General features: G+C 57.6%; 25 protein-coding genes. 16 read left to right on the forward strand and 9 right to left on the reverse strand.

Annotated features, from left to right (window positions below; genetic code table 11):
* Positions 1-65: 65 nt before the first annotated feature.
* Positions 66-650 (reverse strand): ANTAR domain-containing response regulator, encoded by a 585-nt coding sequence (locus HOP44_RS11145; RefSeq protein ID WP_172253280.1) that lies wholly within the window; start codon positions 648-650, stop codon positions 66-68.
* Positions 651-981: 331 nt separating this feature from the next.
* Here HOP44_RS11145 and nirB point away from each other — a divergent pair, with 331 nt between their 5' ends.
* From nirB to HOP44_RS11175, 6 genes are all read left to right on the forward strand, one after another.
* Positions 982-3,462 carry a nitrite reductase large subunit NirB gene (nirB, locus tag HOP44_RS11150; RefSeq protein WP_172253282.1) on the forward strand — a complete coding sequence of 827 codons (2,481 nt, stop codon included), beginning with the start codon at positions 982-984 and terminating at the stop codon, positions 3,460-3,462.
* Positions 3,459-3,830: a nitrite reductase small subunit NirD gene (gene nirD, locus HOP44_RS11155; protein ID WP_172253284.1), complete on the forward strand. Its 372-nt coding sequence runs from the start codon at positions 3,459-3,461 to the stop codon at positions 3,828-3,830. Before nirB ends, nirD begins: the two co-directional genes overlap by 4 nt.
* A gap of 26 nt (positions 3,831-3,856) precedes the next feature.
* Entirely contained in the window at positions 3,857-4,795 is a 939-nt protein-coding gene (locus HOP44_RS11160) for a formate/nitrite transporter family protein (protein WP_172253286.1), read from the forward strand.
* Complete coding sequence (gene cobA / locus HOP44_RS11165; RefSeq protein ID WP_172253288.1) at positions 4,792-5,556, forward strand: uroporphyrinogen-III C-methyltransferase; 765 nt, start codon at positions 4,792-4,794, stop codon at positions 5,554-5,556. Before HOP44_RS11160 ends, cobA begins: the two co-directional genes overlap by 4 nt.
* A 186-nt stretch (positions 5,557-5,742) precedes the next feature.
* On the forward strand, positions 5,743-6,693 hold the full coding sequence (locus HOP44_RS11170; RefSeq protein ID WP_172253290.1) for an ABC transporter substrate-binding protein: 951 nt from the start codon (positions 5,743-5,745) through the stop codon (positions 6,691-6,693).
* Positions 6,694-6,866: 173 nt separating this feature from the next.
* The gene (locus HOP44_RS11175) at positions 6,867-7,355 is read left to right on the forward strand and encodes a DinB family protein (protein WP_172253292.1); all 489 of its coding nucleotides are present in this window, start codon (positions 6,867-6,869) and stop codon (positions 7,353-7,355) included.
* Positions 7,356-7,482: 127 nt separating this feature from the next.
* Here HOP44_RS11175 and HOP44_RS11180 read toward each other — a convergent pair whose 3' ends face one another.
* The gene (locus HOP44_RS11180) at positions 7,483-9,207 is read right to left on the reverse strand and encodes a DEAD/DEAH box helicase (RefSeq protein WP_172253294.1); all 1,725 of its coding nucleotides are present in this window, start codon (positions 9,205-9,207) and stop codon (positions 7,483-7,485) included.
* A 317-nt stretch (positions 9,208-9,524) separates the two neighbouring features.
* On the opposite strand from HOP44_RS11180, the gene HOP44_RS11185 reads away from it, so the two are divergent.
* Together HOP44_RS11185 and HOP44_RS11190 are read left to right on the forward strand one after the other, a co-directional pair.
* Positions 9,525-11,039: a methyl-accepting chemotaxis protein gene (locus HOP44_RS11185; RefSeq protein ID WP_172253296.1), complete on the forward strand. Its 1,515-nt coding sequence runs from the start codon at positions 9,525-9,527 to the stop codon at positions 11,037-11,039.
* Positions 11,040-11,264: 225 nt separating this feature from the next.
* Positions 11,265-12,911, forward strand: coding sequence for an ATP-binding protein (locus HOP44_RS11190; protein WP_172253298.1), 1,647 nt, complete (start codon positions 11,265-11,267; stop codon positions 12,909-12,911).
* Positions 12,912-12,988: 77 nt separating this feature from the next.
* Here the strand turns inward: HOP44_RS11190 and HOP44_RS11195 are convergent, their stop codons facing one another.
* The gene (locus HOP44_RS11195) at positions 12,989-14,305 is read right to left on the reverse strand and encodes an N-acetylmuramoyl-L-alanine amidase family protein (RefSeq protein ID WP_172253300.1); all 1,317 of its coding nucleotides are present in this window, start codon (positions 14,303-14,305) and stop codon (positions 12,989-12,991) included.
* Between the two features lie 521 nt (positions 14,306-14,826).
* Here HOP44_RS11195 and HOP44_RS11200 point away from each other — a divergent pair.
* Entirely contained in the window at positions 14,827-15,162 is a 336-nt protein-coding gene (locus HOP44_RS11200; RefSeq protein ID WP_172253302.1) for a hypothetical protein, read from the forward strand.
* Positions 15,163-15,289: 127 nt separating this feature from the next.
* On the opposite strand, the gene pyk is transcribed toward HOP44_RS11200, so the two are convergent.
* Positions 15,290-16,705 carry a pyruvate kinase gene (gene pyk / locus HOP44_RS11205; RefSeq protein ID WP_172253304.1) on the reverse strand — a complete coding sequence of 472 codons (1,416 nt, stop codon included), beginning with the start codon at positions 16,703-16,705 and terminating at the stop codon, positions 15,290-15,292.
* A 286-nt stretch (positions 16,706-16,991) separates the two neighbouring features.
* Here pyk and HOP44_RS11210 point away from each other — a divergent pair, with 286 nt between their 5' ends.
* The gene (locus tag HOP44_RS11210; protein ID WP_172253306.1) at positions 16,992-17,780 is read left to right on the forward strand and encodes a helix-turn-helix domain-containing protein; all 789 of its coding nucleotides are present in this window, start codon (positions 16,992-16,994) and stop codon (positions 17,778-17,780) included.
* A 184-nt stretch (positions 17,781-17,964) separates the two neighbouring features.
* On the opposite strand, the gene HOP44_RS11215 is transcribed toward HOP44_RS11210, so the two are convergent.
* Positions 17,965-18,804 carry an AraC family transcriptional regulator gene (locus HOP44_RS11215; RefSeq protein WP_172253308.1) on the reverse strand — a complete coding sequence of 280 codons (840 nt, stop codon included), beginning with the start codon at positions 18,802-18,804 and terminating at the stop codon, positions 17,965-17,967.
* Positions 18,805-19,540: 736 nt separating this feature from the next.
* Between HOP44_RS11215 and melA the strand changes: the two genes are divergently transcribed.
* The 3 genes from melA to HOP44_RS11230 all read left to right on the forward strand — a co-directional run bounded on the left by melA (position 19,541) and on the right by HOP44_RS11230 (position 22,515).
* Complete coding sequence (gene melA, locus HOP44_RS11220) at positions 19,541-20,872, forward strand: alpha-glucosidase/alpha-galactosidase (RefSeq protein ID WP_172253310.1); 1,332 nt, start codon at positions 19,541-19,543, stop codon at positions 20,870-20,872.
* Positions 20,873-21,050: 178 nt separating this feature from the next.
* On the forward strand, positions 21,051-22,091 hold the full coding sequence (locus tag HOP44_RS11225; RefSeq protein ID WP_172253312.1) for a C40 family peptidase: 1,041 nt from the start codon (positions 21,051-21,053) through the stop codon (positions 22,089-22,091).
* Positions 22,092-22,182: 91 nt separating this feature from the next.
* Entirely contained in the window at positions 22,183-22,515 is a 333-nt protein-coding gene (locus tag HOP44_RS11230; protein ID WP_172253313.1) for a hypothetical protein, read from the forward strand.
* 137 nt (positions 22,516-22,652) lie between these two features.
* Here HOP44_RS11230 and HOP44_RS11235 read toward each other — a convergent pair whose 3' ends face one another.
* A complete protein-coding gene (locus HOP44_RS11235; protein WP_172253314.1) occupies positions 22,653-22,871 on the reverse strand; it encodes a DUF1272 domain-containing protein in 219 nt (72 codons plus the stop codon).
* A gap of 143 nt (positions 22,872-23,014) precedes the next feature.
* Here HOP44_RS11235 and HOP44_RS11240 point away from each other — a divergent pair, with 143 nt between their 5' ends.
* Positions 23,015-23,434, forward strand: coding sequence for an Lrp/AsnC family transcriptional regulator (locus HOP44_RS11240; RefSeq protein WP_172253315.1), 420 nt, complete (start codon positions 23,015-23,017; stop codon positions 23,432-23,434).
* Positions 23,435-23,539: 105 nt separating this feature from the next.
* Here HOP44_RS11240 and HOP44_RS11245 read toward each other — a convergent pair whose 3' ends face one another.
* From HOP44_RS11245 to HOP44_RS11255, 3 genes are all read right to left on the reverse strand, one after another.
* The gene (locus tag HOP44_RS11245) at positions 23,540-23,833 is read right to left on the reverse strand and encodes a putative quinol monooxygenase (protein ID WP_172253316.1); all 294 of its coding nucleotides are present in this window, start codon (positions 23,831-23,833) and stop codon (positions 23,540-23,542) included.
* Between the two features lie 35 nt (positions 23,834-23,868).
* Positions 23,869-24,507, reverse strand: a complete 639-nt coding sequence (locus HOP44_RS11250; RefSeq protein ID WP_172253317.1) for a nitroreductase family protein — start codon at positions 24,505-24,507, stop codon at positions 23,869-23,871.
* 123 nt (positions 24,508-24,630) lie between these two features.
* Positions 24,631-25,056, reverse strand: coding sequence for a MarR family transcriptional regulator (locus HOP44_RS11255; RefSeq protein ID WP_172253318.1), 426 nt, complete (start codon positions 25,054-25,056; stop codon positions 24,631-24,633).
* 224 nt (positions 25,057-25,280) lie between these two features.
* On the opposite strand from HOP44_RS11255, the gene HOP44_RS11260 reads away from it, so the two are divergent.
* On the forward strand, positions 25,281-25,622 hold the full coding sequence (locus tag HOP44_RS11260; protein ID WP_172253319.1) for a magnetosome magnetite crystal formation protein family: 342 nt from the start codon (positions 25,281-25,283) through the stop codon (positions 25,620-25,622).
* 89 nt (positions 25,623-25,711) lie between these two features.
* Positions 25,712-25,969 carry a DUF6953 family protein gene (locus tag HOP44_RS11265; RefSeq protein ID WP_172253320.1) on the forward strand — a complete coding sequence of 86 codons (258 nt, stop codon included), beginning with the start codon at positions 25,712-25,714 and terminating at the stop codon, positions 25,967-25,969.
* Positions 25,970-26,046 lie beyond the last annotated feature (77 nt).

The raw sequence follows: 26,046 nt of genomic DNA on the forward strand, positions 1-26,046 counted from the left end.
TGCGCTGTCTCCGAGTCCGTGCGAGGGATACCCTCCGCGGTCGCGGACGGCCCGAGACGACGGTCTCAGGATTGTTCATGCAGCAGTTGATAGACTTTGACGATGGATGTGGCAACATCCACCATCCGTTTGCGTTCGTTCATGGCCTGTTTGCGCAGCAGATCGTAAGCTTCGGATTCGGAAATGTTTTTGGCTTTGGACAGGATGCCTTTTGCCATATCGATCCATTTGCGTTCATCGAGCCGTGCGAGCAGCTTTTCCCGCTCTTTTTCCCACTGCAGCCTCTCATAGCAGCGCCTGGCGCTGAAATGCAGAATCCAGTGAATCTCGGACGGCTTCATATGAGGGGACAGGATACCGTCGATCCGTACGTCGTCTTCGCAGGCGGATACGGACAGGTTGGCCGTTTCCGATGTGCACCACCAGAGGACGGGAACAGTCTTGCGGGACATCAGCAGAGCGGCCCAGCCGTTCATTTCCGTAATGGGCAGCGCAAGCACGGCGGCATCGGTCTCTCCGACGCGTTCGAACGCTTCTTCGCGCGTACCTGCCGATTCGACGAGATAACCGCATCCGCCGAGCAGCCGGGCAGGTGCGAATTCGTCCGCGGCGGCATCGGAGAGAGGGTGGACGATCAATAAGCTGTGCATGAACGACGCTCCTTGTGTTCAGAATCGTTTCCGCCTCAATCTTTATGTGTTACTTTATATAACACAAAAAACACGATTTTGTCGACTCATTTAAAATTTTAAAAATTCTATGTTAAAATTGTTGACGCAAGAATTAAAATCCGTTATAGTCGGACTCAAGATTCAAATTGACCCGGATACAACGATGTGTCCGAACGAAGCGGCAATGGCGCCTGCTCACACCTGAACAAGCAACGGGAAACGTATGTTTTCCGCAGCGGGTGGAGCGGGCTGTTTGTGTTTTTCGGCGGTACCCAATCCCGATTTCCCTCTCTGGAAGGAGCGACTCCATATGACAAACAAGCGCAAAAAGTTGGTTCTGGTCGGCAACGGAATGGCAGGCGTCCGCACGATCGAGCATCTGCTCAAGCTGGCACCGGATTTATACGACATTACCATATTCGGCGCAGAGCCGCATCCGAACTATAACCGGATCATGCTGTCTACGGTATTGGCCGGCGGCACGAGCATGGAAGAAATCGTGATCAACGACCTCGACTGGTACCGGGAGAACGGCATTACGCTTCATATGGGCCAGGCGGTCCTGAAGATCGACAGCGGGCAGCGGCGCGTGTATGCCGAAGGCGGCATCGAAGCGGAATACGACGAGCTGATTATGGCTACCGGCTCCAACGCCTTCATGCTTCCGATCCCGGGTGCCGACAAGGAAGGCGTCATCGGCTTCCGCGACATCAAGGACTGCGTGGCGATGCAGGAAGCTTCCCGCAAGCACCGCAAAGCGGCCGTGATCGGCGGCGGCCTGCTGGGTCTCGAAGCGGCGCGCGGCCTGCTGAACCTGGGCATGGACGTTACCGTCATTCATATCAACGAGTATCTGATGGAACGCCAACTGGATCGTCCCGCTTCATTAATGCTGCAAAAAGAACTGGAAGCCCAGGGCATGAAGTTCCTGCTCAAAAAGCAGACGGAATCGGTGCTCGGCAAGCAGCGGGCCAAAGGACTGCTGTTCAAGGACGGCAGTATGCTCGAAGCGGATCTGGTCGTCATGGCGGTGGGCATTCGCCCGAATGTGGCTCTGGCGCAGCGCAGCGGTCTTGTCGTAGAGCGCGGCGTCGTGGTCGACGATCATATGCGGACCAATCTGCCCGGCGTATACGCGGTCGGCGAATGTGCGCAGCACCGGGGAATCGCCTACGGGCTGGTTGCTCCGCTGTACGAACAGGGCGCGGTGCTGGCCAAAGGGCTTGCCGGCATCCCCGTCGAAGGGTATGCGGGTTCGGTCACTTCGACCAAACTCAAAGTGTCGGGTGTGGATGTTTTTTCCGGCGGGATCTTCGTGGAACCGGAAGGTGCGCGGGCCCTGCGTTATCAGGACGAGATCGAAGGCGTGTACAAAAAGCTCGTCATCATGGATAACAAGCTGATCGGCGCCGTGCTGTTCGGGGAAACCGGCGAAGGAGCCGCTTTGTTCTCGCTGATCAAGAGCGGGGAGAGCGTAGCGGGACGCGAAAAAGAGCTGCTGCTCGGATTGTCTGCGGATGCGCTGGCGTCCGGCGGCGGGGGCGGAGGTGCGGCGCGGCTGGAAGCGATGGCGGCGGACGAGATTGTCTGCGGCTGCAACGGCGTCTCCAAAGGCGATATCGTCGCGGCGATCGACGGAGGCTGCAACAGCCTCGGACAGATCAAAGGCTGCACCAAAGCTTCCGCTTCCTGCGGCGGCTGCAAGCCGCTGGTGGAAGGCCTGCTTCAGATTTATGCCGGCGACGCGGCCGTAACGGTGAAGGAAGGCATCTGCGGCTGCACGGCGCACAGCCGTGACGAGATCGTAGCCGAGATCAAGCGCATGGGCCTGAAGACGGTCAAGGAAGTCATGAACGTACTGGAGTGGAACAACGACGAAGGCTGCTCCAAGTGCCGTCCGTCCCTCAACTACTATCTGGGCATGCTGTGGCCCGCGGAATACAAAGACGAGAAAGAATCCCGTTTCACTAACGAACGCTATCACGCGAACATCCAAAAAGACGGGACTTACTCCGTCATTCCGCGTATCTACGGCGGCGTCACGTCGCCGACCGAGCTTAAGCGGATCGCCGAAGTCGCGGAGAAATTCGAGGTGCCTCTGGTCAAGTTCACGGGCGGACAGCGGCTCGATCTGCTCGGCGTCAAGAAAGAAGACCTGCCGGGTGTCTGGGAAGCGCTGGATATGCCTTCGGGCCACGGTTACGGCAAAGCGCTGCGTACCGTCAAGACCTGTGTCGGCTCGACCTTCTGCCGCTTCGGCACACAGGACGCGATGGGCATGGGGGTTCGTCTGGAGAAAGCGTTCGAGCGCATGAACGCGCCGGCCAAAGTCAAACTCGCCGTCTCCGGCTGCCCGCGCAACTGCGCGGAAGCGACGGTCAAAGACTTCGGCGTCGTGGCGGTCGACGGCGGCTGGGAGCTGCATGTGGGCGGCAACGCCGGGATCCACGTGCGGGCGACCGACCTGCTCGGTTTCGTGAAAACGGACGACGAGGTCGAAGAATGGGCGAGCGCATTCCTGCAGTATTACCGGGAGAACGCGACGTGGAACGAACGTACCGCGCCGTGGGTGGAACGCGTCGGACTCGAGCATGTCAAACAGGTATTGAGCGACGAAGACGAACGCAAAGCGCTGCACGCCCGTCTGCGCGATACGCTGGACCGGACCGTCGATCCGTGGAAACAGATCGTCAGCGAGCCCGAACTGCGCAAGAACTTCGAACGGCTTCCGGCTCCCCAGTCCCAGAGCGCAGGCGTTCAGGTCGAAACGAAAAAGGAGGAATCCGCATGAGTGAAGCAGCAGTCAAAGTACGCGTAGGCCGATTGAGCGATATCGATCCTCTGGGTTCGCGCCGCCTGAACGTGAACGGGCTCGAGATCGCCCTGTTCCGTTTGTCGGACGGCGAGGTGATGGCGGTCGAGAACCGCTGCCCGCATAAAGGCGGTGTGCTGTCGGAAGGCATGGTCTGCGGTCCGGTGGTTCACTGTCCGCTGCACGACTGGCGTATCGATCTTCGCAGCGGCGAAGCGCTTGATCCGGATAAAGGGTGCGTCACGACTTTTGAAACGGAAGTGACGAAGGAAGGGTTCATCTTCCTGACCCTGAACGAACCTGTCGAGGGCGCGGATGCCGCCGGAGCGGACAGCCATATCGCCTAACCCATATTCGAAAGCGAGGGATGCCCATGGATTACGTTAAACCGGGTGAAGTGCTGCAAACGATGATCGATACGGGCCAAGCCAAATCGGAACTGACCCGCCTGCAGCTGCTGATTCGGAGCGGGTTGGCGGGTGCCATCCTGGCCTGCGCCACCACCCTTGCCATGACGGCATCCGGACAGACCGGGATTCCGATGGCGGGAGCGATCCTGTTTCCGGTCGGCTTCGTCATCATCGTACTGTTGGGATTGGAACTGGTGACCGGCAGTTTCGCCCTGATCCCGCTGGCCGTACTGGAGAAGAAAACATCCGTATCGGCGATGCTCGAGAATTATTTCTGGGTGATCGCAGGGCATCTGATCGGCTGCGGCTTGTATGCCCTGGCGTATGTGTTCGTGGCGACCAAGGCCGGAACGGATCTGTCCAATCCCCTGATCGCGACCCTGGTCAGTGCCAGCGAAGCCAAGACGACCGCTTATCGGGCGCTGGGTGCGGGCGGCATGCTGCTTGTCTTCGTCAAAGCGGTTCTCTGCAACTGGATGGTGACGCTCGGAGCGGTGATGGCGATGACGTCCAAATCGACCGGAGGCAAGATCCTGGCGATGTGGCTGCCGATCCTGGTCTTCTTCGGACAGGGATTCGAGCACACCGTCGTCAATATGTTCGTTATTCCGGCGGGCATGCTGCTGGGCGCGAACGTAAGCGGCATGGACTGGCTCGTCTGGAGCGGCATTCCGGTGCTGCTGGGCAACTTCGTCGGCGGTGCGCTGCTGACGGGGCTGCTGCTGTACTGGAGTTACAATTCGCGCGGTCAAGGAAAGCTTGCTCCGAATGCCGAACCGGCTTTCTTGTCCGCACCGGCCAAAGGAAGCGCCGCGTCCGTCGTTTCCGTATCCGCAATCGCAGGCGGAGCCGTTTCCGGACCTGCCGAGCCGATTCGTACCGCCCTGGAGAAAAGCCTATGAGCCGGGGGCGGATCTCGATCGTCGGCGCGGGACCGGGCGATCCGGAATTGATTACGGTCAAAGCGCTGCGCCGGCTGGAACAAGCCGACGTCGTGCTGTACGACCGTCTTGTCAGCGACGAACTGCTGCGCAGCTGCCTGCCGGGTACGCTCAAGATTTACTGCGGCAAAGCGCCCGGCCGCCATGCTCTGACCCAGGACGAAATCGACCGCCTGATTGTCGATTATGCGAAGGTCGGCCATCATGTGGTCCGGCTCAAAGGCGGCGATCCGTTCATCTTCGGGCGGGGCGGCGAGGAAGCGCTCGCGGCTTCGAGAGCGGGGATCGACTTCGAAGTGATTCCCGGGGTGACTTCCGCCGCCGGAGCTTCGGCTTCGGCCGGCATACCGCTGACGCATCGCGGAACGGCCGCTTCGTTCGCCGTGGTAACGGGCAGCCGGTGCGGCGAAGCCGATACGCCGGTGCGCTGGGACCTGCTGGCGTGCGGAGCCGATACGCTCGCCGTTTATATGGGCGTTTCGAAGTTGGAAGAGATCGGCGGCGAACTGATCCGGCACGGTCGGGACGCGGATACGCCGGCCGCTCTGATCGAGAATGCCACGACCGAAGAGGAGCGCGTCATCACGGGAACGCTTGGCACGATCGCCCGTCTGGCTTTGGCAATGAAGGTAAGCAATCCGGCCATGCTGATCGTGGGCGATACCGTCGGCGTTCGCGAGCTGCTGTATCCGGCGGAATTGGGCAGACAACAGATCGGATAAGGAAGGAGGGTGCGGCAGGCTGCCGTATCCTTTTTTGTTTGGTTCGAATAGGGAGAAGGCCGCTTCCGTAACCGACTTCGGGCTTGAAGCGTCCATAATTCTGGGGTAAAGTGAAAAACCGGGCCTTACGACGGTTTTTCGCTTGAGCTGCCCAAAACTTTAAAGACGGGGAATGAAGAAATCAAGATGAAGACAAAGAAGAACGTGTATCCAATCGGCCGTGCCGTGCTGTCTCTGGCAGTCGGACTGGGTCTGCTGCTCGGAGGCTGCGAAGAAGCGGCCAAACCGGACACCGGATCGGCGACGCAGCAGCTGACCTACGACGGAACAACGATCGAGGTTCCTGCCAAAGCGCAGCGCATCCTGTTCGCCTGGACGTCTTTTACCCTGGAAGACGCCATGGCGCTGGATATGAAGATTCCTGCGGTTGCGCAGGACGGAGGTGCATACGGGGGCGTGGTCGCCGAGTATGCCAAAGATGCGGAGAAAGTGGATACGAGCGACCCGGAAGCGGTCCGCAAGTATGATCCGGACGCCATTTTGATGATGGCTTTGGACAACCCCGAGCATGTCAAAGAACTCGCGGGTATCGCGCCGGTTATTTTGTCCGGCGGCCGGGATGTGGACTGGACAGAAAACCTGCGAATGATGGCGGGGCTGAGCGGACAGAAGGAAAAAGGAGAGGAATTGATCGACCAATATAACAAAAAGGCGGCTGCGCTCAAGGAAAAGTGGAATCCGGACGGCGGCAAAACGGCGGTCCATCTGCTGCTCTCGGACGGTTCTCCCGGAATTTCGGCCGTGCCTACCGCGCTGCTGCCGACCCTGTATGAAGATCTGGGCTTCCGCGACCCTCTTAAGGCAGGCGAAGAAGCGGAACGCTGGCCGAGCCTTGACGAACTGGCGGAAGCCGATCCGGATTACCTCTTCCTGGATGCCGCCGAACTGCATGAAGGGACAAGCGAAGCCGAACTGATGGAAAAGCTGAAGCAGGAAGCTTCCTGGAGCAGTCTCCGGGCTTTCAGGGAAGGCCACGTCTATCTGGGCGCTCTGCTGGAGAACGGCTTGTCCGGCACGCAGTCCTACAGCCGTCTGCATATGATCGGGAAGCTCGGCGAGAAGATGAACGGCAGCTGACCTTTTTATCCGAAAGGTGCTGCAAAGTCCGGCTTCCTGCCGGATATTGGGCCGAGCGTATGAGTTTCTGAACAGGACTTGTGATTTCGACTTTTGCCCTTTATGTTAGGAGTAAGACTTGAGCCGATCCGAGCAGGCCCAAGAAAATCGTACTCCGAAGGAGCGAGAAAAATATGAACGAAACGCTGCAAATCCGCGACCATCTGCTGAACGAACTGGAGACAGGCGTCCGCACCAGCGAAGTGCTGATCCGTCTGATCCGTCCCGAGGATTGGAACTACCGTCCGCAGGGCAATATGCGGTCCCTGCCGGAATTGGTCCGCCATTTGGCGCTTGTACCGCGCAGCGACCTGGCGATCATGCAGGAAGCCGGGGCCGAGGAAGCGGGAGAGATCGAAGTCAGCCTCGACGGGGAGAGCGATCCCGAACGTCTGGCCGCGGCTCTGCGCGAGAACTTTGAGCTGTACAAGACCTATCTGGTTTCGCTTACGCCCGAAGACCTGCTGAACCGCTCGACCAAAGCGTTTTATGCCGAAGACTCGCATACCCAGATCCAATGGCAGATCGAAACGCTGACGCATCTGTTCCACCATCGTTCGCAGCTGTACAACTATTTGAAGCAGTTGGGACACGAGCTTCACTTTTCGATGCTGTATATGTAGCCGGAAGCCGTTTTTTTCAACACAAAAACCCGCTTTCCCCGTCAAATGAAGGGGAAAGCGGGTTTTTGCGTGTTGACGTTCATCTGCCTGCCGAATCGCAGGCGTTCCCGAACCCGTTTGGGTCGGTTTAGGCTTTATCGCCGGAGAGGCCGAAGCTGGCCCGGTACAGCGTATCGGCCGCCCATTGGCCGTCATTCCACTTTTTGTTGGCCGTAGCGCGGGCCGATGCCGCGCTGCCCGGCTGCGGCCGGCCGCCCGTACGGGGGCGCTGGCCTTCCGAACCGGGACGCGAGCCGTGCTGCGGCGCCTTTTTGGCCGGACGGCTGCGGTTGGCTTCGCCGCCTGCCTGCGTACCGGCCGGTTTGGCGTTCGTGCGGGCCGGTTGGTTGGCCGGACGGCTTTTGGCCGTGTTGGCCGGGACATCGGCCTTGGCTGCGGCCGAAGCCGCGCTTGGTTTGGCCGCACCCTGGGACGGCTGTTTCGAACCGCCCGACTGGGCGGCATTTCGGTTCGCAGGTCTGGCTCCGCCCTGCGGAGTTTCGCTTTTCACAGCGGCTTTCGCGGCTGCGGGCTGCGAAGACGGCTTGGCGGCGCGTGCGCCGCCCGATTGGGCACTGGTTCTGGCGGCATTCTTCGTGCCGGCTGCCGGCTGCGAAGAAGAGCCTTTGCGTCCGCGCCCTCCCTGTGGGACAGGTTCCGCCGGAGCGGATTGCTCGCCGGTCATCGGATAAGCATGATCCTTGATTTCCGGAATGCTCTTGCCGATCAGCTTCTGGATATCTTTCAGGTACGGCAGTTCTTCCGTTTCGCAGAACGAAATGGAGATTCCGCCGCGGCCCGCGCGGCCTGTACGGCCGATCCGGTGTACATAGGTCTCCGGAATGTTCGGCAGGTTGAAGTTGATGACGTGCGACAGCTCGTCGATATCGATACCGCGTGCGGCGATGTCGGTGGCGACCAGGACGCGGGTCGTGCCGTTCTTGAAGTTGTTCAGAGCCGTCTGGCGGGCGTTCTGCGACTTGTCGCCGTGAATCGCCTGCGCCGAGATGCCGGCACGCTCGAGCAGACGCGCCACGCGGTTGGCGCCGTGTTTGGTGCGTGTGAAGACAAGGGCCGAATCGATCGACTTATCCTGCAGAATATCGTTCAGCAGCTTCTGCTTGTTGGGCTTGTCGACGAGATAGACAGCCTGTTGGATAAGATCGACCGTAGAGGAGACCGGCGTGATTTCGACTTTGGCCGGATTGACGAGCAGCGAATCGACGAGGCTTGTGATCTCCGGCGGCATGGTAGCCGAGAAGAACAGCGTTTGTTTTTTGGCCGGGATGCGTGCGAGAATCTTCTGCACATCGCGAATAAAGCCCATATCGAGCATCCGGTCGGCTTCGTCCAGAACCAGAATCTCGATCGAATCCAGATTGACGTGCTTCTGGTTCATGAGATCCAGCAGACGTCCCGGCGTTGCGATCAGAATGTCGGTGCCGCGCTGCAGTTCGCGCTCCTGCGGAGTCTGCGAGACGCCGCCGACGATGACCTGGCTGCGCAGATCCGTGTAACGGGCGTAAGCGCGGATGTTGTCGTAAATCTGGATAGCGAGTTCGCGCGTCGGCGTCAGGATCAGCGAGCGGATCGGGCGCTTGCCTCCGGCGGCCGCTTTGGCCGACAGTCGCTGAATGATCGGCAGCGAGAAAGCCGCCGTTTTTCCGGTGCCGGTTTGGGCGCATCCCAGTACGTCGCGGCCTTCAAGGGCGACGGGAATAGCCTGCTGCTGAATCGGTGTCGGAGAGGTGTAGTTTTCTTTTTGTAGGGCTTTGAGAATGGATGGGATCAGGTTCAAATCGTTAAATGTCATAAGAGCTCCTTTTTATATAAAAAAATCTATGGACTACCGCTTTTGAGGAAGCGGGAGATATCGAAAAAAAGACGAAAAAAGCACGGAAAAAGTACGAAGTGATGCAACTTATAAGTCTAACACAGAACCTCCGAGATAAACAGTGCCGTTGGGGAAACCGCCGCTTAATCCTTGAATTCTTTTTCGGTCGAGCTTTCCGTCGGTATCATGGGTTATTATAAAATAAATAAACTTGGCTGCTGGCTTATACCGAAATTCAACCGAAAAAGAGGAAGCTTGCATTCGGCCGCGCCGTAATATCAAAAGGGGGATATTCAATGTTGTTTAAAACCGCAGGAACCAGCTCCGCCGCTTCGCTGCTCGAAGCGAGCCGGGAACTCAGAAAATGGGCCGAACAAGGAAGAACCGGAAGCAGACTGGAAACGGAGCACACTTCGGCCGAGATGCGGGAGATTGCGGACAATGTGAACGCGGCGCTGGAGTTCTCGGCAGCCAAGACAGCGGACGCCGAACTTCGGCTTAATCTCGTATCCAAAGCGATCGAAGTCGGATTGTGGGATATGACGGTCGAAGCCGGCGATCCGGTCAATCCGAACAACACGTTTATCTGGAGCGACGAGTTCCGGCGCATGCTCGGCTACAGCGGGGAAAGCGACTTTCCGAATATTCTCGACAGCTGGGCTTCGCGTCTGCATCCGGAAGAACAGGAGCAGATTGTCGGCGTGCTGGCTGACCATCTGAATGACCGCACGGGGCGGACGCCGTATGACGTTCAATACCGTCTGCTGCTTAAAAGCGGCGAGTACCGCTGGTTCCGCGCGACCGGAACAACGACCCGCGACGAGAGCGGCGTTCCGCTGCGCGTAGTCGGTGCACTGTTCGATGTCCATGAAAAAGTGCTGCGGGAAAACGAATTGGAACGGATGGTCACGCGCTACGATCTGATTAACCGGGCCCTTACGGAATCGCCGTGGGATATGACGGTCGTGGCCGGCGACCCGGTCAATCCGAACAACGAGATCTGGTTCTCCGACCAATTCCGCCGCATGCTGGGTTATCAGGGCGAGCAGGAACTGCCGGATGTACTCGACAGCTGGGCGTCCCGTCTGCATCCGGAAGATGCGGAGTCGGCGCAGCGGGGCCTTGCGGATTATCTGAACGATTACAGCGGCCGAGCCGAGCTCGACCAGCAGTACCGTCTCCGCCACAAGGACGGTCAGTACCGGTGGTACCGGGCGAGCGGCGCCGCGATCCGCGACGGATCGGGCGTTCCCCTGCGGCTTGCCGGTACGCTGCGCGAAGTGACTTTCGAGAAAAATCAGGAGATGCTGGTCGATCGCGTCACGGAGAAGCTCGCTCTGCTCTCTAGGGCGATCGAAGAAATGAGTTCCGGTATCGATTCGATCTCCGAAGGTGCGCAGGCGATCGTCAATATGCAGAACAAATCGGCCAAAGCCGCCAACCGGGCCAAGCACAGCGCGGAAGAAACGCAGGGGATTTCGAGCTTCATCAAGGAAGTGGCCGAACAGACCAACCTGCTCGGTCTGAACGCGGCGATCGAAGCGGCGCGGGCCGGCGAGTTCGGGCGCGGGTTCTCGGTCGTTGCCGAGGAAGTGCGCAAGCTTGCGGTCAACAGTGCGGAAGCGACCGGCAATATCGGCAGCAGCCTGAACGAAATGAAAGAGCAGATCGACCGGATTCTCAACAATATCGGAGCGATGGCCGAACTGACGGGCGCGCAGGCGGCCATGACCCAGCAGGTAAACGCTTCGGTGGCTGAAATCCGGTCCCAGGCCTCCGACCTGGTAGAGTTTGCCGAATCGCTGCGTTAAGACGGATAAGGCCTAGGCTGACCGAAAAGCTTTTTTCGGCAGGCGGATCGGTATAAGCTCGAAGAAGGATGAAAATAATTTGTTTTCATCTGTCTTCGGGCATTTTTTTTGGGCTTTTTTTCAGTTATAGTGTAAGAAATACAGTTACTTACGGCGTCCGGATGGACCGGGCGATTCTTTAACGTGCAGACGTAAATTCCAGTTCGATCGGCCGGAGGTGAAAAGATGACAGGCGGAAACCGGATATTTTTCGAAAATTTCGCCGAGGCGGCCGAGCATGTCGTAAATCTGCTCAGCCGGCGCCTGGCAGCCGAATGCGTGATAGTCGCATCCAGCGAAGGACCGGTCAGTACGGTCATCAAAGTATTCAATCGCGGCAGGGAGCTTGTCCGGGAAGGACAGGAGATCCGGTTCGAGCCCGAATATTTTGCGAGTTGGACGGATGAGAACTGGGATCGGCCGCTGGTAATTCCGCAGACTTCGCAGCATCCGCTGACCCGCGATCAGCATGCGGCGCGCAGTTCGGGCGACTATACCTTGATCGGATTTCCTATTTCTTACCCCGACGGGCGCAAATTCGGCGGCTTGGCCGCTCTCGGCCGACCGGGTGCTTTTTCCGATGATGACCTGCAGCTGTTGACCTCGATGGCGCTGTTTCTGTCGTATATCGCGGAGCTGGAGCGCAGGGTTGATGTCGATCTGGAAAGACTCGGCCAGTTGGCCAAAGACAAGAAAAATATCGAAGAGATTGCCGAAGCCTATCGGGGCGAAGCTCAGGCTGCCCGGCAGTCTACCCAGCAGAAAGCGGACTTTCTGGCTTTTATGACGCATGAGATCCGCAATTCGCTCAACGGAAGTATCGCGATGTCGGAACTGCTGGCCATGACCGAGTTGACGCAGGAACAGCAGAGGTTTCTCGACATGGTGCGCTCCAGCAATGCTTTTCTGCTGACGTTGGCCAACAATATTTTGGATTACAGCAAGCTTGAAGCGGGCAAACAAAGCGTGGACGTCTCGCTGTTCGATCCGGCTTCCACGATTGAGGATGTCGCTTCGCTCATGGCGCCCAAGGCTATCGAGAAACGGGTGGAACTGATTCTGGACGTGGAAGAAGGACTTCCCATGTTCGTGCAGGGGGATGCGGGCAAACTCCGGCAGATCCTGCTCAATCTGCTCGGGAACGCCGTGAAGTTTACGCATGCCGGCCAGATCCTCGTGACTCTGCGTCAGGAAGAGCCGGGGGGCGAAGGCGAAGTCCAGCTCGCCATCTCGGTATGCGATACGGGAATCGGCATAGAACCGGACAAGGTGGACGGTTTGTTTCAGACCTATCATCAAGTGCACGGCTCGGACGGAAACCGGCAGTACGGCGGAACCGGATTGGGGCTTGTCATTACGCGCAATCTGATCGAATTGATGGGCGGAAGTATCCGGGTGGTCAGCGAGGTCGGAATCGGCACGGAATTTCTGGTCGTACTGCCGTTTGCGCCTTATTCGGACTTCGATATGGGGCCGTTCGCGCCGCTGCGCCTCGAAGGGCTGCGCATCCTGATCGTGGACGACAATCTGTCGGCGCTGTCCGTGCTGGAGCGGCTGCTGCAGGGTTGGGGAGCTCTGCCGTCGGGTGCGCGCTCGGCCGGCGAAGCGTTAAGGCTGCTGGAGACCGTGAGCTTCGATCTGGTGCTGCTGGACATGCACTTTCTCGAATTGGTCGGCCCGGTTTCTTCCCGGCCGAACGCGCCGCCGGTGGCGCTGCTTGCCCCGCTCGGTACGGTACCCGAACAGCCGGGGCTTGAAGGCGTCCGCTTTACCGTCTTCAAGCCGCTGCGCCGACTTCAGCTGTACAGCGCCCTGGCGGCGATCAAGCCTTGAATGAGGGCCGCAAGAACGCATCGAACCGCCAAAAAAGCCGCTTCCCCGTGAAGGAAGCGGCTTTGCCATTTGATCGGTCAGTTCGAGAAATACAGCTGCAGGCCGTCGGCAATCGCTTTGGCCGCATTGCGCTGATAATCGGCGCTTGCGATCGCCCCTTCGTCGGAAGAGTTGGACAGGAAGCCCATTTCCAACAGCACGGCCGGAACGCTGTTTTCGCGGATAACCTTGAAGTTGCCGAAAGCCAATCCGTTGTTGCGAATCCCCGTGCCGTTCTTAAGCGGAGCTTCGATCGCGCGGGCCAACCCGAGGTCTTTCGACTCGGAGTAGAAACAGACGAGCGTTCCGTTGGCCGAAGCGCTGAGCGCCGAATTGTAATGGATGCTCACGAAAGCGTCCGCGCCCAATGAAGGAGCCAGCTGTGCGCGCGAAGCCAGGGAAGGACGCTGATCGCTGCCGCTGCGCGTCATTTCGACGCGGGCGCCGCGGGAGACCAGATAGTCTTTCACATATAGGGCCGTCTGCAGGTTCAATTCCTGCTCGATCAGTCCGTACGTGGTGCCGACCGTGCCGGGATCGCTGCCGCCGTGGCCCGGATCCAGCACGATCAGTTTGCCCTGCAGACTGCCCGATTGAATCTCGGACGTATCGGCCTTGGGACTGCTTGCCGCCGCTGTGCTGACGCGAACCGCCTTTTGTTTTTGGACGGCCGCTTTGACGGTTGCGCCTCCGCCGCCCTGCAGATACTTCGACGAGAGCCAGCCGTAGGCGCCGTACGAAGTCATCACGCGTGTCCAGCCGCTTTGGCTCTCCAGCACGGTGACGGCATCATTGCGGTTGGCGGAGCCGAGCAGTTCGTAGCTTTTGCCCGGGCCGCTGCGGATGATCACCGAATTGGCGGTAACCAGCGCTTTGCCGCCTTCCGAGACGGAAGATCCGCCGGAAGAAGCGGAAGTTTGCGAGACGGAAGGAGCCGAAGAAGACGAAGAAGTGACTACGGTTGCCGAAGCCGCGCTTCCGTCTTCTTTTTTGAGATAATAGCCGGCTACCCAGCCCGAAGTCGACGCGTTTTCGACTTTCAGCCAGCCGAGACGTTCATCCGTCACCGTCACCACGTCGCCGCTGTTCAGCGAACCCACTACCGGTGTATCCGGTCCTGCGGTGCTGCGTACATTCAGGGAGTCGGTATGGACTTTGGCCTGGTACGATGCGCTTTCCGCATGAGCCGATTCGGATGGCAGGAGAAGAAGCCCGCCGATGCCGGCGGCCAGAGTCAGCGAAGCGATTCCGGTAAGGCGAACTGCACGGGATCCGTCCGGATTTCCTGAGGCGCCTTGTGCTTCCTGTTCGCTTGAAAGGCCGTTGGCGAAGCTCTGCCTGGATAATTCGTTCATGTATGTACCTCCGCTTGTTTCGTTCTCATTTTCCATCGATCTGCTTCGATCTATCTGCTCAATCTGTCCTAATGGTGCTTATCTACGCCCATAGTTTCATCTCATCTTACCCATTTGAATCAAAAAAGATGCGGCTTTTACGAAAAAGGGTTCATTGTACCCACAAACTTTTTTCGAAAAGCCGTGAAAAAGGCGGGAGAAGATAAATAAAACGTATTCAAAAAGCGTGAAGTTCCTATTTCCCGGTCCGTTTCGCTCGAAATCCCGTTTCCAAGCCGTCCGATGGCTGCCCGCCTGCTTGGTTTTACGAACCGGGGCCGTGCCCTTTTGTTTCGAATAAGGTAGTATTGGGGAATAGGTTAAAGGAAAAGTTTTATCCATTTGGCAAAGACCAAGCTTCAAGATGCCGGTGGTTGTTGGCCGAAAAGAATTCTGTATATGGGCTTGATGTACATATGGAGAGTTTCCAGGATGAAGGTTGGGTTTTGCCAAATGGAAAAGACAAGAGGAGATGGACTTTGATGAATTGGACAAACGAGAAAGTGACGCATGCCAGCTTTGGAGCAGGAAAAGTGACGGGGAACGGCGAAGGCAAGATCAGCGTGAAATTTGCCGAAGAAACCGGAGAAAAAACGTTCATGTATCCGGAAGCGTTCGAACACTACCTGACGATGAGCGATCCGAGCAAGCAGGAGCGAATGGGTGTAGAAGTTCGGGAGAAGCAGGAGCAAATTGCTGAAGGGAAACGCGTTGTCGAGCAGGAGCGCGTAGACAAGATCGAGCGTCTGGCTGCCGAGAAAGTCGCCGCCCGCAAGAAACCTACCCGCAAAAAAGCGGCTTCGACCAAAAAAGCCTGATCGTACTCCGAACAAAAGCACAGCTTACTTCAAGGTAGGCCGCCGCTGTGTGCGGTGCATCGTTCGATATGCCAAAAAACTCTTTCCGCTTGAGCGGAAAGAGTTTTTTGTATGCGCAAAGCGCGGATTAGACTTGTTGAACTTTCATCACGTTCGTGTTGCCGGTCTGGCCGATCGGAATACCCGCACACAGAACGACCGTGTCGCCGGAATGGATATAGCCGGCTTCGAGCGCGTTTTTGGTTGCGACTTCGAACATTTCGTCGGTGCTTGTGACGGATTGGCCTTTCATTGGGACCACGCCGTACAGCAGGCTCATCTTGGGCAGCGTCTTCTCGTTCTGGCTGACCGCGATAATCGGAGCTTTCGGGCGGTATTTCGAGATCATGCGGGCCGTGAAGCCCGATTCCGTCGAAATGATCAGCGCGGCTGCGTCCAGGACGAGCGAAGCGTTTACCGAGCTCTGGCTTACGACTTCGGTAATATCGTTCAGGTGCAGGGCGCGTTTGCTGTTGAACTGGACGTCGTAGTCGATCATCGTTTCGGCTTTGGCTGCAACGGCCGCCATCGTACGGATCGATTCGAGCGGGTATTTGCCCGCTGCGGATTCGCCGGACAGCATGACGCAGTCGGCACCCTGCAGCACGGCATTCGCCACGTCGCTGACTTCGGAACGGGTCGGACGAGGGTTTACCTGCATCGACTCCAGCATATGCGTCGCCACGATAACCGGCTTGCCGGCCAGGTTGCACTTGTCGATCATGAGCTTCTGCGCCGCAGGCACGTCCTGCACCGGAACTTCGACGCCGAGGTCGCCGCGGGCAACCATGATGCCGTCGGAAGCTTCGATGATGGCATCGAGGTTATCCATGCCTTCCTGGTTTTCGATCTTGGAGATGATCTGCACGTGCTGCGCGCCTTTTTCGGCGAGAATCCGGCGGATTTCCATGATGTCTTCGCCTTTGCGAACGAAGGAAGCGGCGATGATTTCAACGTTTTCGCTCAGGCCGTAGTTGATATGCATCACGTCGCGTTCGGTCACGCCCGGCAGGCTTGTCTTGACGCCCGGCAGGTTCACGCCTTTGCGCGGTTTGAGGCGTCCGCCGTTCAGGATTTTGCATTTGATCTCGCCGCCGTCCACCTGGATGACGTCGAGTGCGATCAGACCGTCGTCGATCAGGATCCGGTCGCCGGCTTTGACGTCTTCGTTCAGCTTCGGATAGTTGACACCGATACGTTCCGCCGTACCGAGCACTTCCGGTTCGGTCGTCAGGACCAGTTCGCTGCCCGCTTCAAGTTGAACGTATTCTTCCAACAGTTTGCCGATGCGGACTTCGGGTCCTTTGATATCCATCATGATCGGGACGAACGTATTCAGTTCGGCTGCGGCTTGACGGACTTTGCGGATCCGTTCGCTGTGGTCGGCCGGTTCGCCGTGCGCCATGTTCAGGCGGGCAACGGTCATACCGGATTGGATCATTTCTTTGAGCATTTCGACCGTATCGCAAGCGGGTCCCATCGTACATACAATTTTCGTTTTCATCTTCGGAAAAAGCCTCCTCGTTTTCTTGAACTTTGGGGTTGTTGTCCGCCCCGAAGCCCAAGGATGATCACCGGGTTTGGCGTCGGGCAGATAGGGTGCGCTGAAGGGCCGGGTATGCAAACCGACTCGGTTAACGGACCGGGCCGCTCTCTATTCTATACCCGCTTCCCGCGGATTGATTGGCGCTTTCAACAACCTTTTGTGTTTATTGTACCGTCCGCAAGGACAGGATGAAATGACATATAGTACAATGTAGGAAACATAGTACGATAGAAAGGAAGCGCTTATGCCCAGAGTGGAAGACGTCCATCAAGACAATGGGACGCAATGGTACGAACAAGCCGAGACGGGACGGGATTGTTACCTGCTGGCACTGGCCACTTACGGCAAATGCATTTATTGGGTGGACGGGGAACGGAACATTATGGAACGGGGAGATGTGCTGCTGATTCCTGCCCACACGCCCTATTATGGAAAAAGCGTACCGACCTTGACCCATACCAAAACGGTTGTCGGGTTTACCGTGTCGTCCGCCGATGCGGATGCCCTGCCGCTGCTGCGGCACGAACGACCGTACAAACGGCGCCTCGGCCGCTACGAATCCGTGCACGACCGGATCCGGGTGCTGCGCGAGCAGTGGAACGAGCGTCCGTCGTATTACGAACTGATGGCGCAGTCCATTCTGACGGAGCTGCTGATCGATATCAGCCGGGAATTCGACCGCGGACTGATCCAGACCGAGAAGCAGCGGCATGTCGAACACATGAAGCGGCATATCGAGCGCAACTACCGGGAGAAAATCACCAAGGAAGTGCTGGGCGAAGTGATCGGGCGTACCCCGAATTACGCCGCGTCGCTGTTTAAAGAAGTATCCGGACGGACGATCAGCGAATGCGTGCATCGGCAGCGGATGAAGCGGGCGGTCTATATGCTGAACGAATCGCGTCTGAACGCGGCGGAGATTTCGGAATTTCTCGGCTACCGGGACGTCTCGTATTTCTATCGCATGTTCAAAAAGATTACCGGCGGCTCGCCTTCCGAGCTGTTGAAAGACCGGCGAAGAGACGGATATTGACGGTGTAGCCGCGGGCGCAGCCGGGCGGCTTGCGAAAGGCCGAAGCCGCTGAGCCTGAATCGGAACAGGCGCGGCTCGTCAAGTATGGGGCCGGACCGCTTCTGCAGGGAGGTTCCTGCGCTTTGTGCGGGATTGGCGTAACTTGCCCCTGCGGGAGCGATCAGCAGCGGATCTCTCCCGGCGCTCAGGGCTCGGGCTGCTGGCGGTAAGCGCTTGGCGATACGCCGCAGACGCGCTTGAACATCTTGGAGAACAGAAACGGGTCGGGATAACCGACCGACCGGGCCACGTCGCTGACGGACAGCGACGGATTGCGCAGCAGTTCGCGCGCCCGGCGCATCCGGTACTGCAGCAGGAAGGTCTGCAGGGGGACGCCGTAGGCGTCCTTGAACAGGCTCGACAGATAGGTCCGGTCGAGCCCCACGGCGCGCGCGATATCCTCCGCGCCGAGCTTGCGGCTGTAGCCGTTCTCGATCACGGCGGCAGCCCGTGACAGATGCGCCTCCCTCGCCCGCGGCGGCGCACCCGGCCGCACCGCCGTCGGCGGCGCGGCCCCGACCAGCGCGGCCAGCAGGCGGTAGACTTCCGCCTGCGCCAGCAGGTCGCCGCCGGGCTGCTCGCGTGCCTCGAGCAGCCCGGCATAGAACCGCTCGAACGGCGGCCGATCCGCCGCCGTATACACGGGCGAGCCGGCCGTCAGCCCGGCCCGCTCCAGCAGCGCGCGCACCTGCAGCCCGCGCAGCCCGACCCAGACGTAGACCCAGGGATCTTCGGGGTCCGCTTCGTAATGGACCAGGGTGTCGGGCAGGATCAGGAAGCCCTGACCGGGGCCAAGCGGATATTCGCGGCCTTCCGAGCGGAAGAGTCCCCGGCCGCTTTGAATATAATGCAGGATAAAGGCGTCCCGCAGCCCGGGGCCCCAGCAGTGGGCGGGCGCGCAGTCTTCGCGTCCGTAGAACAGCAGCGACACTTCGCTCTGCATGCGGGTTTCTTCGGAGGCATGGGTGAATTGTTCGGCGGGCATAAGTGTGCTCCTTTCGGCAGCGGCGGGATTTGGGATTGGATAGGCGGCGCAGGCTGCTGCGGCTTTAAAATGTGGTCATGAAGTCAACATTTTCGGCTTTTTTGCTTCTTGGAAAGCGATTTGTTGACGAGATGAACACATTTTCGCCGAAAATCGCCGGAATCCATCGGATGGGCGGAAAAATGTGAGCATAAGGTCAACATTTATGGGACTCGGCTTGTATTTAATGCGAAATGTGAGCAAAATGATCGCATTTTGAAGAAGCGGGCGGCTGGAAGACGTCTCAAGGTTGAACGAGCGGCCCGGGCCATGCCAGGGTCGAGCGGACGAGCAGGCGAAGAAGCCGCGAAACATCGTCTGATCGGAAGCCGCTCCCGGGAAAGGATCGAAAGTCGGGTGGAGCGTTCCGTCTTTCGATCCTTGATTGGAAGCCGCTGATTAAGGAGACGATGTAACCGCTTTTGCCAAATTCGATTGGAATCGCTCCGTTAAATTTTGGCAAAAGCCGGCGAAGAAGCCGCGAAACATCGTCTGATCGGAAGCCGCTCCCGGGAAAGGATCGAAAGTCGGGTGGAGCGTTCCGTCTTGCGATCCTTGATTTGGAAGCCGCTGATTAAGGAGACGATGTTTCTTCATACATTATAACAAACAAACCTGCCATTACTCCATGTCTTCCTGTAAGCGCTACCGTTATAGTGAAAGCAGAAACGGCAGCCAAAAACGGGAGGTAAAAAACATGAAAAAGATTACGTTTATCGGCGCGGGGAGTACGGTATTCGTGCGGAATGTGCTGGGAGACATCATGATGACGCCGGCGCTTCAAGGGTTCGAGCTGGCTTTGTTCGACATCGATCCGCAGCGGTTGGGCGAGTCGGAGACCTTGCTTCGTGCCATGAAGAAAACGGCAGGCAGCCAGTGCGCGATCCAGGCGTACACCGACCGCAAAGAAGCGCTGCGAGGAGCCAAATACGTCATCAACGCGATCCAGGTCGGCGGTTACGATCCGTGCACGATCACGGATTTCGAGGTGCCGAAGAAATACGGGCTGCGGCAGACGATCGCGGATACGCTGGGGATCGGAGGGCTTTTCCGCAATCTGCGTACGATTCCGGCCATGCTGGACATCGCCGCGGATATGCGCGAAGTGTGTCCGAACGCCTGGTTCCTGAATTACACGAATCCGATGGCGGTACTGACGAACGTGATGAACACGGCGGGCGGGATCAAAACGGTCGGGTTGTGCCACAGCGTCCAGCACTGCATCCCGTCGCTGTTCGAGAGTCTGGGCATGGACCAGACGAATGTGCGGGCCAAGATCGCCGGCATCAACCATATGGCCTGGCTGCTCGAAGTGACGCGAGGCGGCGAAGATCTGTATCCGGAAATCAAACGGCTCGCCGCCGAGAAGCAGAAAGAGAAGCACGGCGATATGGTGCGCTTCGAGCTGATGAACCGGTTCGGCTATTACGTCACGGAATCGTCCGAGCACAATGCCGAGTATCATCCTTACTTTATCAAAAAGAATTATCCCGAGCTGATCCAACGCTTCAACATTCCGCTGGACGAGTATCCGCGCCGCTGCGTGAACCAGATCCGCGAGTGGGGCGAGGTGCGCGACAGCTTGATGCGGAGCGAATCGCTTACCCATGAGCGCAGCGTCGAATACGCTTCGTATATTCTGGAAGCAATGGAGACGGACAAGCCGTTCAAGATTGCGGGCAACGTGATGAACAACGGGCTGATCACCAATCTGCCGCAGGATGCGTGCGTCGAGGTGCCGTGTCTGGTCGACGCTTCGGGCGTGAACCCGACCTATGTAGGCGCCCTGCCTCCGCAGCTCGCTGCGCTCAATCAGACCAATATCAACACGCAGCGATTGACGATCGAAGCGGCTTTGACGGGGAAAAGAGAGCATGTGTACCACGCGGCGCTGCTCGATCCGCATACGGCGGCCGAGCTGTCGATCGACGATATCGTCTCGCTGTGCGACGACTTGATCGAAGCGCACGGCGATTGGCTGCCGCAGTTTGCCGGAGAGCGCCGGAAAGCTTCGACGAGCCTCGCCTGACGCAATCGGCTGAATCCGCAGCAGGAAGCCCTCGGGCAAGCCCGCCAGGGGTCCGCAGATTTTTCTGCGGACTTATTTGCCGTTTTCGACTGTTTTTACCCGGAGCTTCTGGTACACTGGGGTCAAATCCAACGTCGGCCTTTTTCAAATCAATACGGAAATGAGGACTTTTACATCCATGAACAGGTACAAAAAAGGCTTCCTGCCCCTGCTCGCCCTGCTGCTGCTTCTGCCGCTGCTTGCGTTTCCCGGAGCACGCGCGGCCGAAGCGGCCGTCTCCGCCAACGGCGGAACGCCCAAGACCCGCACCGTGATCGGCGTTTCGGTCGCCACGCTGTGGAAGTCCCCAGGTCTCGCGCGTTCGATCGACGCTCCTTCGCTTGCGGCGCCGGTCGACATGAAAGCCTGGACGCAGGCCATGAATACGACGGCCAAGCGCAGATGGCTGACCGGCAAGACCGAGACGCAGGCGCTGTACGGACGCGAAGTGAAGATCGTGCAGACGAAAGGAAGCTGGTCGCAGGTTGTGGTGACCGATCAATCGACTTCCAAAAGCCGCTACGGGTACCCCGGCTGGCTGCCTACCGCGCAGCTTCGGACGGTTCCGGCCGGAGAATGGACCGGCACCTCGGCCGCGGAAGCGGCGGTGAGCGCGAAAACGACGACTTTGTACAAAGCGGACGGCAAAAGCCGGCTGCTGGAGCTCAGTTTCGGCACCCGCCTTCCGGTCGTATCGGCGGCGGGCGAGTGGATGGAAGTACGGACGCCGCAGTACGGTACCGCGCGCGTGTCCGCCAAGGACGTCACAGTCACGGCACCGGGCAAACCGGCGTCGTCTCCGACAGGTGCGCAGTTGGTCGAGACCGGCAGAGCGTTCCTCGGTCTGCCTTACCTGTGGGCGGGAACGTCCGCTTACGGCTTTGACTGCTCGGGCTTCACGGGCGCCATTTATGCCTATTACGGTATCCCGCTGCCGCGCGACGCTTCGGAGCAGGCGCTGGCGGGTAAATCCGTAGCAAAGCCCGATCTGCAGCCGGGCGATCTGATGTTCTTCGCCCATCAGAACGGTAGGGGCAGCGTGCATCACGTCGCGATGTATATCGGAAACGGGAAGATGATGCATTCGCCGAAAGCCGGCAGAACGGTGGAGATCATTCCGATCTCCACCGCCGGTTACGCGAACGAGTTCTCCGGAGCAAGGCGCTATCTGAACGATTAAAAAAAAGAAACCGATCGCCGGACTCCCCGTAGTAGAGGGCAAGAGAAGCTTTCCATATGCTTTTATCCCATATCGAACAGGAGAGAATACAATGAAAGTATCGAGAATCTTGATGTTGGTTGCGGCGGCCTGCGAACTGCTGCTGGCGATCCCCCTGCTGGGCGGTTGGTTCGTTCTGGCAACCGGCTGGGGCGCGCTCGGATTCATGTTCCTGCTGCATCTGGTCACCCTGGTTATGGCGGCCCGCGATCGCGTGCCGTATTACGGCCCGATTGTCGGTCTTGTCACTTCCGCGCTTGGGTGGGTACCGTTCCTGGGCTGGGCTCTTCACCTGGCAAGCGGTATCGCCCTGCTGGTCAACGCTTTCCACGGCCAACAGCGCCGTGACGTCGACCGTGCCGATGCGCAGCGCCGTTACTACTAAACGCAGACCGGACGCATGGTTTGCGTGGCAGCGAACAACCGGGCAGTTCCGCACTAAAGGTTGAAATAAAGGCTGCCGAGGTTTCCTCGGCAGCCTTTATTTAGGTTCAGAGGATTTGGGAAGATGGTCCGAGTGCCTCATCGGTTTCCCATCATGAAGACACCTTCCGGTGGAGCGATCGGGCATGTTCCTTTCGGTTTTGGCCTTCTTACGAGTTCCCCGTTGCAGTTCGGGCAAATATTAAACATCTTCGTCGTGCAATCCAAACAAAATGTACACTCGTGAACGCAAATATAAGCTTCGTGTTCCACGTTTTCCGAGCACTTCTCACATCTTTTTCTCATTTCCAAACCCATTTCCATTCCTCCTTATTCGTACTCGCTTCATTTTATTGGGAATAAGGGCAAGAAAACATGCTTTTTTTAAGGCATATTGACCCGTATGATTAAATAGATAAAGAAATAAAAGCATACTAACTAAAATTTGAAGGTGATACAAGTTGGACAGCATTAACCGCAAAATAATCGACATTTTACAGGCGGAAGGCCGAATATCCATGACGGAATTGGGAGGTAGAGTTTCCCTTTCCGTTCCTGCCGTAACGGAAAGAGTACGAAAGCTGGAGGAGAGCGGAGTAATCCAAGGATATCGGGCCGACATAAATCCCGCCAAGATTCACAAATCGGTTCAAGCCTTCGTATTGGTGAAAACCCATCGTTGCAAAGCATTTAGGGAATTTTGTAAAGAAAGTCCGCTTGTTACCGAATGCCATCGTTTAACCGGCGAGTACAGCTATTTGGTGAAAGTGGTTACGGAAACCAGCGAAATGTTGGAAGGGTTCATTGATCTGGTCATGGAATATGGAGAACCTTATACGATGATGAATCTTTCTTCCCCCGTGTCTCACAAAAGGATCTGACAGCCTGCCCATGTTTGTTTTGGGAAAATAGATCGAAATAAAAAAACCCGTACTCCGTTTGGAGTATCGGGCTTCTTGGCATTGTATGTTTGCACAAACAAGATTTTAGGACAGTGCTTGTCCTTCAAACGCTTTGATATCAAGCGGAGCCGTCAGGTATTCCGCTGCCGTAGCGGCGAAAGCCGTGAAATGCTCGCTTTTGTTATGGATCGCGGTCGCTTCCTGGTCGCGCCAGACTTCAACCATGGTGTAGACGTGCTCGCGGCCGACCGCTTTGTGCAGATCGTACGAGATGTTGCCTTCTTCAGCCTGCGAAGCCGCGATCAGCGGAGTCAGTCCGTTCACGAATTCGGTTTCTTTGGCCGGGTTAACGTGGAAAGTGGCATGAACGATAATCATTGAAATTCCTCCTCGATTCTATTGGAAAGAACGGCTTAGCGCCATTCGGTTGTGCGCGCGATATCCAGACGGGCCGAAGAATGGCCTTCTTTGGCCGCTTTGCCGATCGAGATCAGCATGATCGGTACATGGCGTTTCGGATCCATGCCAAACGCTTCGGCGACTTGTTCTTTCTCGTAACCGCCGATCGGGTTGGTATCGTAACCGTGCGCGCGGGCAACCAGCATGAACTGCATGGAGACCAGGCCGGCATCGATCAGGACGGAATCCCGTTTCATTTCAAGCGGCATCGCGTCGAACAGCGGCAGGTAAGCGGCGAGCTGCTGGTTTTTTACGTCTTCCGGCATGTAACCGAGCGCCACGGCTTTACCGAAAATTTCTTCGGCATAATCGGTGAAGTTCAAATCGCCGAACACGGCGACAACAGCCGAAGAAGTCTCAACTTGGTTGCCGTTGAATTTGGCCAGCGGCAGCAGTTGGGCTTTGGCTTCCGGGCTTTCGATGACGACAAAGCGCCAAGGCTGCATATTGACCGACGAAGGAGCCAAAGTCGCTTCTTCGAGCATTTGCGTCATTTCTTCGCGGCTGATCTTGACGGAAGAATCGTAATAACGAACGGAACGACGGCTTTTGAGGACTTCCAGGAAATCTTGGACTTTTTCTACACTGCTCATGGGAGACAGCTCCTTTGGATTAAGTTTGCGGCGCATGCGCCGGTTGTTTTTATACGATGGATTAGAAGATGAAACGGTATTCCGGCCGAAGCGGGAGCGAAGTTCGCAGCCCAACGGCCCGGATTAAAGGGTCTCGGCGTTGCGATGCATCCGCTCCAGCATGTTTGCCAGCAGCCGGCGCTCTTCGGCGTCGAAATCGGCCATCAGCTTTTCGGTCAGCAGCGATTTCTCCCGCAGGAACCCGTCGATATGGGCCCGTCCGTGCTCGCTGAGCCGGACAAGCGTGATCCGGTTGTCCCCGGGAGAAATGCGCCGGGTGACGAAGCCGTCCGTCTCAAGCTGCTTGAGATGGCGCGTGACGGCGGCTCCGTCGATCCCGAGCGACTTCTGCAGCGCGGTCTGGCCGATTTCTTCGGCGGCGAACAGCTCCTGCAGCAGCCTGAGGCGAGAAGCGCTGATGCCTGCACAGCCGGAAAAAGCGGTGCTAACCCGGGTATTGAGCAGCTGCAGCTTTTCCAGGATGCACGATTCGGGTGTAGTCGGATACATTCGCAGCCTCCCCTTTCTGTAAATCGTTGATCCCTCAATGCTTGACCCATCAATTAATATAAAACGGATACTAAAAAAAAGCAAGTACCTAATTTAAAAAAACATGAATTTGAAATGAAACGCAATATTTTCGCTGACGTATATCGGCTTAGACAACAGGCGACGAGGGTACAGGCGTCCGGGATTTCCACATGCGTTTTTCCAAATCGAGAGGAGAGCGAATCATGCACACCCCCAATCCAAACCTGCCAGACCCGCAAGCGGATCCAAGGGATATCGAAGAGAACAAAACGATCGGCGCTCTGGCATATCTTCTGTTCTTCCTGCCGCTGCTGGCTGCCCGCAATTCCCGCTTCGCCATGTATCATGCCAATCAGGGACTGCTTCTGCTGCTGGCGCTCGTAGCCGGCAATATCGTGCTCGGCATTATTCCGCTGATCGGCTGGCTGCTGATCCCCCTGCTGAATCTGGTCTGCTTTGTGTATCTGATCCTCGGTGTCATGAACGCGGTGAACGGCAGAATGAACCCCCTTCCGTTTATGCCCAATATCGACATTCTGAAGTAAGCGCGGAAATGGGATATCGGGTATAGTAAAAGGAAAAGCCGTCCGTGCCCAAGTTGGCAGGAGTATCGGACTTATGCGGGAGGATTCAAATGAGCGAGGAAAAACAAACGGGGGCAGCTGCCCGGCAGGTTGCCGAATGGATGGTCGAAGAGATTCGATTCCGCGGCATTCTGAGACAGGAAGAAGCGATCGCGCATGTTCGGGAACATTTCGGTGAAGCTTTCATTTTCGTCAACGATAATGGAAACGCATCGCTGGAAAAGGAAGTCAAGAAAGAGTTCCGCAAGCTGCACCGCGGACAAATCGCTTGGGACCGGGACGGGTTTATGTGGGCCTGGATCGGTTAGGATGGAGAAAGCCGCCGGAGTTTCCGGCGGCTTTTTGTGTGGCTGGAATTACGCGTACGTGGGGAGGGCGGGAGAGA

Origin of the sequence: Saccharibacillus deserti, assembly GCF_013618475.1 — a bacterium.
GTDB classification, from domain to species: Bacteria; Bacillota; Bacilli; order Paenibacillales; family Paenibacillaceae; genus Saccharibacillus; species Saccharibacillus deserti.

Coding starts and splice junctions, on each gene's coding strand:
- HOP44_RS11195 (WP_172253300.1), bottom strand. CDS start 14,305: ATGAACGAATTATCCAGGCAGAGCTTCGCCAACGGCCTTTCAAGCGAA.
- HOP44_RS11255 (WP_172253318.1), bottom strand. CDS start 25,056: ATGTATCCGACTACACCCGAATCGTGCATCCTGGAAAAGCTGCAGCTG.
- HOP44_RS11215 (WP_172253308.1), bottom strand. CDS start 18,804: ATGCCCGCCGAACAATTCACCCATGCCTCCGAAGAAACCCGCATGCAG.
- HOP44_RS11160 (WP_172253286.1), top strand. CDS start 3,857: ATGGATTACGTTAAACCGGGTGAAGTGCTGCAAACGATGATCGATACG.
- HOP44_RS11175 (WP_172253292.1), top strand. CDS start 6,867: ATGAACGAAACGCTGCAAATCCGCGACCATCTGCTGAACGAACTGGAG.
- HOP44_RS11265 (WP_172253320.1), top strand. CDS start 25,712: ATGAGCGAGGAAAAACAAACGGGGGCAGCTGCCCGGCAGGTTGCCGAA.
- HOP44_RS11225 (WP_172253312.1), top strand. CDS start 21,051: ATGAACAGGTACAAAAAAGGCTTCCTGCCCCTGCTCGCCCTGCTGCTG.
- HOP44_RS11190 (WP_172253298.1), top strand. CDS start 11,265: ATGACAGGCGGAAACCGGATATTTTTCGAAAATTTCGCCGAGGCGGCC.
- nirD (WP_172253284.1), top strand. CDS start 3,459: ATGAGTGAAGCAGCAGTCAAAGTACGCGTAGGCCGATTGAGCGATATC.
- HOP44_RS11245 (WP_172253316.1), bottom strand. CDS start 23,833: ATGATTATCGTTCATGCCACTTTCCACGTTAACCCGGCCAAAGAAACC.
- HOP44_RS11260 (WP_172253319.1), top strand. CDS start 25,281: ATGCACACCCCCAATCCAAACCTGCCAGACCCGCAAGCGGATCCAAGG.
- HOP44_RS11235 (WP_172253314.1), bottom strand. CDS start 22,871: ATGGGTTTGGAAATGAGAAAAAGATGTGAGAAGTGCTCGGAAAACGTG.
- HOP44_RS11170 (WP_172253290.1), top strand. CDS start 5,743: ATGAAGACAAAGAAGAACGTGTATCCAATCGGCCGTGCCGTGCTGTCT.
- HOP44_RS11230 (WP_172253313.1), top strand. CDS start 22,183: ATGAAAGTATCGAGAATCTTGATGTTGGTTGCGGCGGCCTGCGAACTG.
- pyk (WP_172253304.1), bottom strand. CDS start 16,705: ATGAAAACGAAAATTGTATGTACGATGGGACCCGCTTGCGATACGGTC.
- HOP44_RS11145 (WP_172253280.1), bottom strand. CDS start 650: ATGCACAGCTTATTGATCGTCCACCCTCTCTCCGATGCCGCCGCGGAC.
- HOP44_RS11185 (WP_172253296.1), top strand. CDS start 9,525: ATGTTGTTTAAAACCGCAGGAACCAGCTCCGCCGCTTCGCTGCTCGAA.
- HOP44_RS11180 (WP_172253294.1), bottom strand. CDS start 9,207: ATGACATTTAACGATTTGAACCTGATCCCATCCATTCTCAAAGCCCTA.
- melA (WP_172253310.1), top strand. CDS start 19,541: ATGAAAAAGATTACGTTTATCGGCGCGGGGAGTACGGTATTCGTGCGG.
- HOP44_RS11200 (WP_172253302.1), top strand. CDS start 14,827: ATGAATTGGACAAACGAGAAAGTGACGCATGCCAGCTTTGGAGCAGGA.
- nirB (WP_172253282.1), top strand. CDS start 982: ATGACAAACAAGCGCAAAAAGTTGGTTCTGGTCGGCAACGGAATGGCA.
- HOP44_RS11250 (WP_172253317.1), bottom strand. CDS start 24,507: ATGAGCAGTGTAGAAAAAGTCCAAGATTTCCTGGAAGTCCTCAAAAGC.
- HOP44_RS11210 (WP_172253306.1), top strand. CDS start 16,992: ATGCCCAGAGTGGAAGACGTCCATCAAGACAATGGGACGCAATGGTAC.
- cobA (WP_172253288.1), top strand. CDS start 4,792: ATGAGCCGGGGGCGGATCTCGATCGTCGGCGCGGGACCGGGCGATCCG.